Origin of the sequence: Pseudoalteromonas sp. SG43-7, from assembly GCF_014164295.1 — a bacterium.
Taxonomy (GTDB): Bacteria; Pseudomonadota; Gammaproteobacteria; order Enterobacterales; family Alteromonadaceae; genus Pseudoalteromonas; species Pseudoalteromonas rhizosphaerae.
This window is the reverse complement of sequence record NZ_JACJEY010000001.1, coordinates 84,498-97,048: the sequence shown is the minus strand read 5'-3', so window position 1 is coordinate 97,048 and position 12,551 is coordinate 84,498. Positions and strand designations below refer to the sequence as shown.

The window sequence follows — 12,551 nt, the reverse complement described above, 5'->3', positions numbered from 1 at the left end:
GGTATTTAAAAATCTAATTTCTCGATGATTTGATTAGCGACAACTTTAGCGCTTTGCTCATCAGTGCGTACAACAAAATCAGCTACTTCTTTATACAACGGTTCGCGTTCTTCAGCTAAGCGCTCTAATACATCACGAGGTGCTTCTTCTGTTTGCAGTAATGGGCGACGCTTGTCGCGCTGCGTGCGTGCAACTTGCTTTTCGATAGGTGTCTCTAGGTATACAACAATACCACGAGCCGAAAGCTTGTTTCGTACTTCTTTACTCATCACAGAACCACCACCAGTTGCAAGTACAATACCTTGCATTTCTGTTAGATCGCCAATGACAGATTCTTCACGAAGTCGAAAGCCTTCTTCACCTTCAAGATCGAACACCCAGGCAATATCTGCACCGGTACGGCGTTCGATTTCTTGATCAGAATCGACAAATTCAAGGTGCAATTGATCTGCAATGTGACGACCAATTGTGCTTTTGCCAGCCCCCATAGGGCCAACTAGAAATATATTACGTTTTTCAGCCATATCTTTTAGTACAAACGAACTCTAAAATTTGAAATAAAACCCCGCCTAACGACCTGGCCCCAAAATTAAGGAGGGGATTATCTCAGTAATTGATTGGGTATTTCAAGTCAATTAGAACAAAAAGCCAATTAACGAGCAATTAAAGTCAATAATTGCCCATTGTGTAAGAATAAATCAGTGTAAATTACTCTATTTGGATTTTCGGAGTAACGAAAATCAGCAATTCTTTCTTTTCATTGAACTCACTAGTGCTTCTAAACAGCACTCCTAGGTAAGGAATATCACCTAATAATGGTACTTTTTTAACTGAGTTAATGATTTGCTGCTGGAATATACCACCAAGTACCACGGTTTGACCATTCTCAACCAGTACTTGGGTTTGAATTTCTTGGGTATCAATTGCAACTGCAGGACCAGTTCCAGTTTGTACCGTATCACCTCGGGTATCTTGGGTAATGATTAAATCCAAGATAACTTTATTATCTGGGGTGATGTGTGGTGTTACCTCAAGACTCAATACTGCCTTTTTAAAGCTAACAGTTGTAGCACCACTTGAAGCAGATTCAACATACGGTATTTCGGTACCTTGTTCAATACGTGCTTTTTTCTGGTTGGCAGTCGTAATGCGCGGACTTGCGATAATTTCACCACGGTTTTCTTCTTCAAGCGCGGTTAGCTCTAAATCAAGTAACGTGCCATTTGCTAATTTAGCAACGTGCATACCAATACTGCCAGCGGCACCTGTGATAGGCAAGTTTACATTAAGGCGATCAGAAATACTTGGAATGGTGCCGTTAGAAATCGTATTAGCACCTTCTAAGGTACCTGAAATACCATCAGTGCCTTGTTGATCACTAAACCCCCAACGTACTCCTAAGTCTTCTTTTACGTTATCACGTACAGTAACCATACGTGCCTCAATAATAACTTGTCTAACCGCTATATCCAAAGTTTCGACCATACGGCGAACACTTGCAATGCTTTTAACGGTGTCTTTAATTAACAAGGTATTGGTACGTTTATCAACGGATACACTGCCGCGAGCACTAATAATGCTGTTAGTGTCGGTTTTCAGTAAATCAGCAAACTCTTCCGCTTTAGCATAATTCAAACGAATATATTCACTATAAAGCGGCTCTAAGTCTTCAACTTGTTGTTTGGCTTTTAGATCTTTCGCTTCGCGGGCGGCAAGCTCTTCAGATGGTGCCACCATTAATATAGAGCCATCCATACGCTTATCTAAACCTTTAACGCGTAATACCACGTCAAGAGCTTGATCCCAAGGCACACCATCTAAACGCAGAGTTATGTTGCCACTGACTGAGTCACTGGTTACTAGGTTGAAATCATTATAGCCGGCAATAATTTGCAATACGGCACGCACAGAGATGTCTTGAAAGTTTAGGGTCATTGGGCGACCTTGGTATTCTTTACCACCTTCTAAATATGAACGTTGCGATTCATCTTTTTCAACTGTAAGTGTAAGAATATTTTCAATTTGTTGATAAGTGAATTTAAACGCGGCATTAGGGGTTATCACTACCCTACTCATATTATTTTCTTTAAATGTCTCAATTGAGCTCACTACAGTGCCAAAATCTAGCACATCTAGCTCATATAATAAGTCATCTAAAATATCGGTATGATGAAACTCAGCAATAATTTTACCGCCACTTTCATGCACATCAATCGCAGCTTGAGTATCTTGTAAAAAGACTAAGACTCGCGCTTCACCTTTTTCACCGCGACGAAAATCAATAGACTGGATTGAGTTGATGTAATTGCCAGTCACTTCTTTAGCGGTATTAGCATCTTGTTGTGACGTGATCGGATTATCTGAGACGTGTAATGAAACAAGGTTATTGTTCACCGTTGTTTGGTAAATTTTTAAACGCTCTAAATGAACAGTGACAATCAAGTTACCATCAACAGCTACACTATTAACTTTTTCAATACCTGCTTGGTTGATTTGTACTTCACTTAAACCTTGTTCAACACTAGCTGCATTAAAGCGCATTTCAATACGAGCCGGGTTATTAAATACCTGAACTTTTGGCTCTTCAGTCAGCTCTTCATCAAATACCAGCTGTAACTGTGTTTCTCCAGCTATTAGCGGGCTATAACGAACATCATACAATAGCGGCGTAGCCATTGCTGATTGCGTGATAAAAAGGGCAATAACAACAAACAAAGCCTGCTGAATGCGATTACTCCAAGATACTCCCTTATGCATTTTAATTTTACCTTTTTTATTTTTAACTAGTGCCATTGGATCCCGCCTCTAACATTTCCAGCTTCGTCAGGCGCTCTTTCCAACAACCAGACCCGTCGGGTATTAATTCTAACAATTCTATATAATCACTTTTAACATCTTGTACAACACCATGATACAAACCAATATGATTACCGATAGTAACTCGGTGTAAAGTATCATCTGCAGCTTTAATTAATGCCCATGTTTGGCCACCAGAACCCAGCGTGCCTTTCATTGCTAGGTTATCCAACGGATATTTCTCTAATACTTCACGCGTACGATCAGGATCAGGGTGTAAGCAGTTTTTAACTTGGATCATGTTATTTTGAATAATTTCTGGTTGCGGCGCAACAAAAGGACTACGTAGTTGCTGTGCATTGTATTCAAAGTGCTCAAATTGGGTCAGTTTTGGAATAGCCTCTACCTTAGGTGTAGTGCTGGCTTTTACCTGATCAATAAATTCTTTTTGCTCAGAAGTATCATCGTTACATGCGCTCACCAAAATACCGCTGAGTAAAACAAAGGCTAGTTTTTTCATTTTTTAGCCCCTACTTTCTTCACGCCGCCTTCATAGCGGTAAGTTTTGGCAACCACGCTAAATGTCAGTTTGCCTGAGTCTGAACTATTAATTGAAAAGTCATGCAAACTTACTATACGAGGAAGTTGCGCCACTTTACCAACAAAATCACCAAACTCATGGTAGCTACCTATTACTTCAATTTTAATCGGTAACTCAGTATAAAATTCTTTTTCCACTTCTGGTAACCAGCCAATTTTAAGAAAGGTTAAGCCACTGGTCGTGCCCACATAAGATAAATCATCAAGTAAGCCTGGTGTTTCGTTTGAAGTCGGTAAGCGCTTTAGTAGTAAAGAAAACTTTTCTTCCATTTCAACCATTTGTTGACGGTAAATTTCTAGATTACTGGCCACAGCATATTTCACTCGATAGGTACTGCGTAACTCAACTTCTTTACTAACTGCATTGTGGTAGCTATCTATTTCATCTGAAACCAATAAGCTGTAACTAAAAAACAGCACCAAGGCAGCTACAAAAGTACAGCAAATAACCTTGACAACTATTGGCCAATCGCCGATATTTTCAAGCTCAATTTCGTTCCATTCAATCTCTGTTAACGCTTTGATATCAAGGTTCATTATTTAACCTCTCCAATCTTATCAAAGGGTTTTACATAAAATTCCATATTAAAATCACTCAATAAACGAGACGATTTCTCCCCTGCAATAATGCCTTGCATTGTCGGCTTTTCGAGCAGATAGGAGTTTTGTACTTGGCGCAACATGTTTGACAAATAATTATTTGATTCGCTACGCCCAACCACATGAATTGCACTACCACGGCGCTCTAACTTAGTTAGATAAACACCCGTTGGTACAATTTTGGCAACTTCATCCATAATTTGTGTGCCTAAATTACGACTACTTTGCAGCTCTTCAATTAAGCGCATACGTTGCTGTAAGTTTTCTTTCTTTTTATCTAACTCACGAATTTCACTAATACGCCGATCTAATTGCCCTATTTCAGTTGAAAGGTAATTATTTTTAATATTTTGACCGTCTCGTAAACCACCGTAATAGCTACTCAATAAATACATACTGATAAAACTGCCAAGCACCACGAAAAATAAAATAGTGACAAATTTATTCTGCGATTGTTTTCGCTGCTGTTCGCGCCACGGCAGTAGATTTATATGTGGCATGATGAAAAACTCCTTAATGCCAAACCTGTCGCTATTGCAAATTGAGTACGATGACGCTGTAACACATTGCGATCGACATGGTGGGAAATATCCATATTTTCAAAAGGCTCAGCCACTATGGTATGAATACCTAGTTCTTCAATTAGCAATCGATCAAGGCCATCAATCATCGCTGTGCCACCAGTAAGCACAATGTAATCGATTTGATCTTTGCCACTGGTAGTTAAAAACATCTGCACTGCGCGGCGCACTTGCTGTAATAATGAGGTTTGAAATGGTGCCAATACTTCAAACGTATAGTTAGGCGGAAGATCGCCAGTAGTTTTGCCTATTTCAGCTTCATCAAAACTTTTATTGTAATAAGCCACTATGCTGTTGGTGTATTGATCGCCACCAAATACTTGGTCTCGGGTGTAAATCGTTTCACCGCCAAGTACCACACTTACCAACATAAGTACCGCGCCAATATCGACCACTGCTACACACTTATTAAATGCATCGCTTGGTAATTGCTGATAATACACATCCATTGCGCGACTCAGCGCATAGCTTTCTACATCAACTACTTTTGCTATTAAACCAGCTGATTCTAATGCACCAACACGAGCTTCAACACTTTCGGTACGCGCAGCTGAAAGCAACACATTCATTTTGGAAGGATCGGCTTCGTTGGTACTGAGCTTTTCAAAATCTAGGCTAACTTCATCTAAAGGATAGGGAATAAGGCTGTCCGCCTCGATTTCTATTTGCGACTCAAGCTCTGCATCGCTAAGCGTAACATCCATAAAAATTACTTTAGTAATGACGGTTTGTCCCGATACAGCCACTGCTGCCGAACGAATTGACTTAGGTAACTTACGCTTTAGCTTAGTAATGATATTACCAATTGCCTCAATATCTTGAATATTGCGCTCAGCCATTGTACCTTTTGGCATTGGCTCAATTGCTAGCGCTTCGAGCCTGTAGCCACTGTCCGTTTCATTCAGCAACACCGCTTTTATAGCATGTGAACCGATATCTATCCCTACCATCATCGATGAAGACTTACTCAATAGTTGACTTAGCATGTTCGCAACTTGGCCTTTGTTTTAAGAATAAACAAGTTATAATTTTTATATGAAAAAATACTATTCATTTTTTAATCAATATATACTAGCAGTCTCCGATTCTAATTGGGAGTCCATTTAGGGAAAATATAAGTGATTTTATTGAAACGAACTTTACAATTTTTTATCATCTGCGCGTTTTTAGGGCTCATTACCTTAGTAAGCCTTTATTATTACGTTAAATCTGATATCCCCAGTGTGCAAGTTTTAAAAGACGTGCAATTACAAACTCCTATGCAAGTCTTTTCGAAAGATGGTTTGTTAATCAACCAGTTCGGTGAAAAACGTCGCATTCCAGTGACTATAGAAGAGATCCCACAACCACTCATAAATGCTATTTTAGCTACTGAAGATAACCGCTTTTATGACCATATAGGTATAGATCCTATAGGTATTTTACGTTCAGCGCTCGTATTAATTTCAACTGGTGAGAAAAAACAAGGCGCAAGTACTATAACAATGCAGTTAGCTCGTAACTTCTTCTTAACACGTGAAAAGGCCTATATCCGTAAAGTAAAAGAGATCTTCATTGCGTTACACATTGAGAACTTACTTACCAAGGATGAAATACTCGCTTTATACCTAAATAAAATAGAGTTAGGTAATCGTGCTTTTGGTATCGGAGCCGCTGCACAAGTCTATTATGGAAAGCAACTAAACGAGTTAACTTTAGCGCAAATGGCAATGATTGCAGGCTTACCAAAAGCGCCGTCAGCTTTAAATCCGATCAGAAACCCAGTTCGCGCCAAGGCACGCCGTAATGTGGTACTCAGACGTATGCTCGATGAAGGTTATATCTCTCAAGCAGACTACAACCAAAGCTCTCAAGAACCAATTACGGCAAAATTTCATGGTGCCGAAATAGACTTATATGCGCCTTATATATCTGAAATGGTGCGTGCAGAAATGGTCGCTCGTTATGGCTACGAAAAAGCCTATAATACCGGCTTTAAAGTTTACACCAGTGTTGAATCTGACGTACAAGCCGCAGCGCAAAAAGCACTCGTTAATAATCTCCATGCATACGATATGCGCCATGGCTATCGTGGCCCAGAGCAGCAACTGTGGGATTTTGAAACGCAACCAGCCCTAAGTTCTAGTGAAATTTTAGCAAAGCTAAAACCGGTAAAAGAAATTGCCCCGTTATTAACAGCAGCAGTTTTGTCTGTAGCAGATCAAACGGCAACAGTGTTATTAAAAAGTGGTGAGCAAGCCACTCTAGACTGGGATAATCTCAAATGGGCACGCAAATACATTACGCGTTACCGTCAAGGTTTTCCTCCAAAAACCGCTGCCGACATACTCAATCCAGGGGAGCAAATTTGGCTACGTAAAAATGACGATGGTAGTTATCTACTCAGCCAATTGCCTGAAGCGTCAAGTGCATTAGTATCGCTGGATCCGAATGATGGTCGCATTAAAGCGATTGTTGGTGGCTATAGTTTTGAACAAAGCCAATATAACCGAGCCGTGCAAGCAAAACGTCAGGTAGGTTCTAACATTAAGCCGTTTATTTATTCAGCGGCGCTGAATAATGGTTATACCTTAGCGTCTATTTTAAATGATGCGCCAATCAATCAATGGGACAAGAGCCTAGGGGTTGCATGGCGACCAAAAAACAGCCCTGCGATATATAACGGCCCAATCCGTATTCGTCGTGCTTTAGCACAATCGAAAAACGTTATTTCGGTGCGCTTACTGCGCGGTGTAGGCTTGCAGCGCACAGCTGATCACCTATTAAGATTTGGCTTTCAAAATAATGATATCAATCGCAGTGAATCGCTAGCTTTAGGTAGTGCGTCAATCACTCCTTTAGAGCTTGCCCGTGGCATGAGCACATTTGCCAATGGCGGTCATTTGATCACCCCTTATTTCATTAATGAAATTCAAGACTCTGCAGGTAATGTGTTATTTAAAACAGAACCACTATTAGCGTGTGATCCTGTTACTCCTCCGCTAACAACGACTCAATTTGAGTCTACTTCTGGGTTAAATACCAGCCAAGCTGCAAATCATTGTGCGCCGCGCATCATATCTAAACAAAACGCGTTTTTGATAGCTGATGCGATGAATAGCGCAATTTGGGGAGGCGGTAGTTGGGCTCATAAAACGGGTTGGAGTGGCACCGGCTGGCGTGCTCAGGTATTAGATCGTCGCGATCTTTCCGGTAAAACGGGTACTACTAATGACTCTGTCGATACTTGGTTTAGCGGCTTTAACCGTAATGTTATGACCTCGGTCTGGGTTGGATTTGATAATCCAGGTAACCCGCTTGGTCGCTCGACGTATAATAACAACATGGATAATACCCAGATCTCTGGTGCAGAATCTGGTGCTAAAACAGCTCAACCGGCATGGATTGACTTTATGCGAGTAGCACTCAAAGATAAACCAGAAGCACCAATCGAGCCACCTGAAGGATTAGTCTCGGTACGAATCGATCTAGCAACGGGACTCTTGAGTCAAAAGAACGATTACACTAGTCGCTTTGAATACTTTGAAAAAGGCACCTCGCCCACTAAGTATGTGATGCAGCATGTAGAAAACGTGTTTGAAGAAGAGACTAAAACAGAAGAAGAGCTGTTTTAATATTACTCTGTCGCGATATAAAATCGCTGCTACATAAAAAAAGCGCCACTCGGCGCTTTTTTTTATTTTACAAACTCAGAGCTCATTTTTAAGTTCTGTATTAACCAATATAAATCAGAATGCACGCCTGCTGCGGTAACTTCTTTGCCTGCACCAGGACCTTGGATCACCAACGCATTATCGCTATACCACTGACTGTTGATAACAAAGATATTATCACCTGGAGTTAAGTTAGCTAAGGCATCACCCTGTGTTGCATAAGCCAAACCGACTTTAGCGGTTACTTTGCCATCAGCAATTGTTAACGCACCGGTATAACGCAGTACTTTGTTTTCTTTGCCAGCTAACTGTGCTTTTTCAGCAATAAAGTCATCAAGCAACTGCTTATTAGCTAAAAAAGACTGCCAATCACCTTGCGCTAGTTGCTCTGGCATCAACGGTGTTAAGCCAATCTCATCAAGCTCTAAGGTGAGCCCTAATTCACGAGCTAAAATTAATAGCTTACGCTGCATATCACGCCCTGATAAATCTTCCCGTGGATCAGGCTCGGTGTAACCCATTTGCTGCGCTTGCAACACTAAATCGGAAAACGCCACACTGCCATCATAACTGCTACACAACCACGATAAAGTGCCTGAGAACACGCCTTCAATATGGGTAATACTGTCGCCACTGTTTTGTAAATCAGCTAACGCAAAATTAATTGGTAAACCCGCACCAACACTGGTGTTATAACGCCATAATAAGTTACGTTCAGCTAAATTACGGCGTAAATTTTGATACCAGTCATTATTTGCAGTGCCCGCATATTTATTAGCACTGATCAGGTGACAATCTAAATTTACAAACGCCGGGTAAAGCTTACTAAACGCTTCACTAGCAGTAATATCAATCAGCACTTTGTGTTCGTAATCGAGTTCGCTGATACGTGTCAGTAAATCAGCTTCTTGGTAATCTATTGCTTCGTTTTGCCACTGTGACTGCCATTGCTCAAGCACGATACCACTTGGGCTGAACAACATAGAGCGCGAGCGTAATAAACCAACCAGCTTAACGCTGAAGTGTTGCTGCAAACGATTAAGCTGCTGACTTAGTTGCTCAATAAATACTTCACCAACATTACCAAGGCCAGCAACAATAATGGCAAGCTCTTGGCCTTTGTTAATCAGCTTATCATGCAATAAGGTCAATACATCACTATCAATAGATTGATCCGTTAGTAGTAATATGTAGTCTGCGTCTTGATGGCTAAAGCGCGGCACTAAACTTTGCTCACTAAGCACTTGCGTTGCTTGTTCAAATAATTGCGCTACATCATTTCGTGGCGCCACAACAGCGCAACCATGTAAGTTCGACTCAATAATATTAGCGCGCCCTTGCAAATGACTCACCACCTGATGAGTCGCTGCTGCAGGCACTAGTAAGTAGGTATCGCCGTTTTTAATAAAATGATGCAAGCTGTGTTGAATAAGCTGACTTAATTCGCCAATTTCACCGCCACGCAGCTGATCAATGCGCAGTAAATCAATATTTTCTAAGGTAGTGATAAAACGCTTAGCTTTGCTGTAACCTTCTTTGACAATTTCTGTCGCGCTAGCTTCGCTGTCGTAACTACTGCGAACGACTAATTTGATATCAGTATTTTTTAATGGCGAGAGAGTTTTAGCATGTAACACTGGGTTGCCCAAACGCGCCAGTAAGTTTGCTTGGCCACGACATACTTTAGAATACTTAATCGCTTTTTTTACTTTACGAGGGTCGGTACTAAACACCCCTTGGGTATCAGTCCAAATTGATACCTGACTAGCATGACAATAACTGCTTAACAAAGTCGCGCTGTAATCACTGCCATTGCGCCCCAAAGTAACGGTATTTGCTTGGCAATCAGCGGCTATAAAACCGGTAACAATATTAATGCAATTGGCTGAAATTAACTCGGCACAGGCTTGTTGATTTTTTTGATGTAATAATTGCCCATCATTAAGGGTAAACAATTGACGAGCATCAACATCTTGAGCTGCAACATTTAACTGTTTTAAATAGCTAGCCAATAATCGTGCCGACCAAACTTCACCGTGAGCAAGCAATGCGGCTTCCTGTAAGCTTTGCTGTTGAGTTTGCTGTGCAATTAAGGCTAGCTCTTGTTCTAATACGTTTAATGCCGTATGTCGCGCTGCTGGACTCAATAACTGCTCGATCAAAGTACGTTGATGATTATCAAGCTGCAATAAAATATCACTCACTGCCTGTTGATCACCTTGCTGGTAACTATGCCATAACGTAACTAACGTATTGGTAGTTTTACCGGCTGCGGATACCACCACACAATCACCGGCTTCCGTATGGGCTAGAATAATATTTGCTACGGCCTGATAACGCTCTGCAGAACTAAGGCTAGAACCACCAAATTTATGAACTATATTTACCATTTTTTATTACCACAAAGCCGTATGTGCAGGAGTCAGTTTAAATGAGTTTGATTGCTCATCATCTTGTTGTTGAACAGAGGAAGCGATTACTTTTGCGCCGTGCTGAGCTTGACCTGGTTTCACTTTATTGAATACACGATCTAAGTCAGCGATTAAATCTTTTACATCTTCAATGCCCACCGAAATACGGATCAGGGTATCACCTACTCCCGCAGCAAGACGAGCAGTTGCCTCCATACCTGCGTGGGTCATAGTTGCAGGGTGACAAATCAAACTCTCAACCCCACCTAATGACTCAGCTAAGCTAAATTCTTCTAAGCTGGTCAAAAATTCTGCAGCATCATTAATATCACCTTTGATATCAAAGCTTACCATGCCACCAAAACCACGTTGCTGCTGTTTAGCGAGTTCATGCTGTGGATGAGATACTAATCCAGGGTAATATACTTGGCTTACATAAGGGGAGTTTTCTAGATATTGGGCAATAATAAAGGCATTTTCTTGATGCTGACGTAAACGAACATTCAAAGTACGTAAACCACGTAACGTTAAGTAGCTATCAAACGGGGCACCGGTAATGCCAATGTTATTAGCCCACCAAGCAAGCTCATCACCCAACTCTTGGGTAGCGGCGATCACCGCACCACCAACAACATCTGAGTGACCGTTAATATATTTAGTGGTCGAATGCACCACAATATCAACACCAAACTCAATTGGGTTTTGCAAAGCAGGTGATAAAAATGTGTTATCGGCACCAACCAACGCACCGCACTGCTTAGCAATCGTGGTGATCGCTTTAATATCGGTTAACCGTAAGATAGGATTACTCGGTGTTTCAATCCAAATTAGCTTTGGTTTTATCTCAAGAATTTTTTGATGATTTTCAGATTTAGTTAAATCTAAAACCACTAACTTTAATAAGCCACGCTTTTCAAGTGAGGTGAATAAGCGGTAACTACCGCCATAGCAATCATGTGGGATCACTAAGGTATCGTCACTGTTTAGCAGCTGAGTAGCTAAATGCACCGCAGCCATGCCCGTTGCAGTGATAATCCCCTTAGCGCCACCTTCAAGCTTAGCGAGCGTTTCAGCGAGTAAATCACGGTTTGGGTTGCCGCTACGGCCATAATCATATTGGCGCTTTTTATCAAAATCAGCAAATGAGTAGGTGGTCGATAAATGAATGGGAGGCACAACCGCGCCGTGATGTTTATCTGCATCAATACCATTGCGTACTGCAATGGTTGCTTTATTCTTTTGACTCATACCGTCACCTACAATTAAATGGATGTTTAGACGTCTAAAAGGTTAGAGGATCAAATTTAATAAGTCAAAGCATTTATGCGGTTTTAGCCGCAAGATTAGAAGTAAAAACATTTAAGCCTCTAGATGGCTAAAAAACAAGTATTTGACTATCTTTTTTAACACGATAGAATTTCGCCATCTTTGCGCTGCAAAAGGTCGCGCAAACAATTAACAACCTGAGGCAACGATACATCCTATGGCTAAATGGAATGGTGAATATATTCACCCATACGCAGAACACGGGAAAAAATCAGAACAAGTTAAAAAGATCACCGTTTCGATCCCGCTAAATGTATTAAAAGTTTTGACTGATGAGCGCACTCGTCGTCAAATTAATAATCTTCGCCATGCAACAAATAGCGAATTACTTTGTGAAGCATTTTTACACGCATTTACTGGCCAACCACTGCCAAACGATGAAGATTTACGTAAAGATAATCCAGAGAAAGTGCCTGAAGAAGTGAAAAAAATCATGCTTGAGATGGGTCTCGAAGTACCTGTACTCAACGAAGATTAAGTTATCATTTGTATATATTCCTGCTTCAGGAATTGGCTACAAAAAAACCTCAGTAACGTAAGTTACTGAGGTTTTTATTATTGTGCCATTACCAATTGCAGCTAAG

The 12,551-nt window shown here is 40.9% G+C and carries 10 protein-coding genes; 2 read left to right on the top strand and 8 right to left on the bottom strand.

Annotation, left to right across the window (positions count from 1 at the left end):
* Nucleotides 1-5 precede the first annotated feature (5 nt).
* The 6 genes from aroK to H5200_RS00395 form a co-directional block, all read right to left on the bottom strand.
* Nucleotides 6-524 carry a shikimate kinase AroK gene (aroK, locus tag H5200_RS00420; RefSeq protein WP_008466255.1) on the bottom strand — a complete coding sequence of 173 codons (519 nt, stop codon included), beginning with the start codon at nucleotides 522-524 and terminating at the stop codon, nucleotides 6-8.
* Nucleotides 525-708: 184 nt separating this feature from the next.
* Nucleotides 709-2,793 (bottom strand): type IV pilus secretin PilQ, encoded by a 2,085-nt coding sequence (locus H5200_RS00415; RefSeq protein WP_149982633.1) that lies wholly within the window; start codon nucleotides 2,791-2,793, stop codon nucleotides 709-711.
* Nucleotides 2,780-3,316: a pilus assembly protein PilP gene (locus H5200_RS00410; protein ID WP_182717697.1), complete on the bottom strand. Its 537-nt coding sequence runs from the start codon at nucleotides 3,314-3,316 to the stop codon at nucleotides 2,780-2,782. The genes H5200_RS00415 and H5200_RS00410 overlap by 14 nt, the downstream gene beginning before the upstream one ends.
* Nucleotides 3,313-3,933, bottom strand: coding sequence for a type 4a pilus biogenesis protein PilO (locus tag H5200_RS00405; RefSeq protein WP_149982631.1), 621 nt, complete (start codon nucleotides 3,931-3,933; stop codon nucleotides 3,313-3,315). Before H5200_RS00405 ends, H5200_RS00410 begins: the two co-directional genes overlap by 4 nt.
* Nucleotides 3,933-4,496: a PilN domain-containing protein gene (locus H5200_RS00400; RefSeq protein ID WP_149982630.1), complete on the bottom strand. Its 564-nt coding sequence runs from the start codon at nucleotides 4,494-4,496 to the stop codon at nucleotides 3,933-3,935. Before H5200_RS00400 ends, H5200_RS00405 begins: the two co-directional genes overlap by 1 nt.
* Complete coding sequence (locus H5200_RS00395) at nucleotides 4,484-5,563, bottom strand: pilus assembly protein PilM (protein ID WP_145238520.1); 1,080 nt, start codon at nucleotides 5,561-5,563, stop codon at nucleotides 4,484-4,486. Before H5200_RS00395 ends, H5200_RS00400 begins: the two co-directional genes overlap by 13 nt.
* Nucleotides 5,564-5,695: 132 nt before the next feature.
* On the opposite strand from H5200_RS00395, the gene H5200_RS00390 reads away from it, so the two are divergent.
* Complete coding sequence (locus H5200_RS00390; protein WP_182760699.1) at nucleotides 5,696-8,191, top strand: penicillin-binding protein 1A; 2,496 nt, start codon at nucleotides 5,696-5,698, stop codon at nucleotides 8,189-8,191.
* 62 nt (nucleotides 8,192-8,253) lie between these two features.
* Here the strand turns inward: H5200_RS00390 and metL are convergent, their stop codons facing one another.
* Nucleotides 8,254-10,620, bottom strand: a complete 2,367-nt coding sequence (gene metL / locus H5200_RS00385; protein ID WP_182760698.1) for a bifunctional aspartate kinase/homoserine dehydrogenase II — start codon at nucleotides 10,618-10,620, stop codon at nucleotides 8,254-8,256.
* 6 nt (nucleotides 10,621-10,626) lie between these two features.
* Nucleotides 10,627-11,889, bottom strand: coding sequence for a cystathionine gamma-synthase (metB, locus tag H5200_RS00380; protein WP_182760697.1), 1,263 nt, complete (start codon nucleotides 11,887-11,889; stop codon nucleotides 10,627-10,629).
* 235 nt (nucleotides 11,890-12,124) lie between these two features.
* Between metB and metJ the strand changes: the two genes are divergently transcribed.
* Nucleotides 12,125-12,445 carry a met regulon transcriptional regulator MetJ gene (gene metJ / locus H5200_RS00375; protein ID WP_016709540.1) on the top strand — a complete coding sequence of 107 codons (321 nt, stop codon included), beginning with the start codon at nucleotides 12,125-12,127 and terminating at the stop codon, nucleotides 12,443-12,445.
* The last annotated feature ends 106 nt before the right edge of the window (nucleotides 12,446-12,551 follow it).

What these genes read in the sequence shown, in the direction of transcription:
- aroK (WP_008466255.1), bottom strand. Translation starts at nt 524, where the DNA reads ATGGCTGAAAAACGTAATATATTTCTAGTTGGCCCTATGGGGGCTGGC.
- H5200_RS00415 (WP_149982633.1), bottom strand. Translation starts at nt 2,793, where the DNA reads ATGGCACTAGTTAAAAATAAAAAAGGTAAAATTAAAATGCATAAGGGA.
- H5200_RS00410 (WP_182717697.1), bottom strand. Translation starts at nt 3,316, where the DNA reads ATGAAAAAACTAGCCTTTGTTTTACTCAGCGGTATTTTGGTGAGCGCA.
- H5200_RS00405 (WP_149982631.1), bottom strand. Translation starts at nt 3,933, where the DNA reads ATGAACCTTGATATCAAAGCGTTAACAGAGATTGAATGGAACGAAATT.
- H5200_RS00400 (WP_149982630.1), bottom strand. Translation starts at nt 4,496, where the DNA reads ATGCCACATATAAATCTACTGCCGTGGCGCGAACAGCAGCGAAAACAA.
- H5200_RS00395 (WP_145238520.1), bottom strand. Translation starts at nt 5,563, where the DNA reads ATGCTAAGTCAACTATTGAGTAAGTCTTCATCGATGATGGTAGGGATA.
- metL (WP_182760698.1), bottom strand. Translation starts at nt 10,620, where the DNA reads ATGGTAAATATAGTTCATAAATTTGGTGGTTCTAGCCTTAGTTCTGCA.
- metB (WP_182760697.1), bottom strand. Translation starts at nt 11,889, where the DNA reads ATGAGTCAAAAGAATAAAGCAACCATTGCAGTACGCAATGGTATTGAT.
- metJ (WP_016709540.1), top strand. Translation starts at nt 12,125, where the DNA reads ATGGCTAAATGGAATGGTGAATATATTCACCCATACGCAGAACACGGG.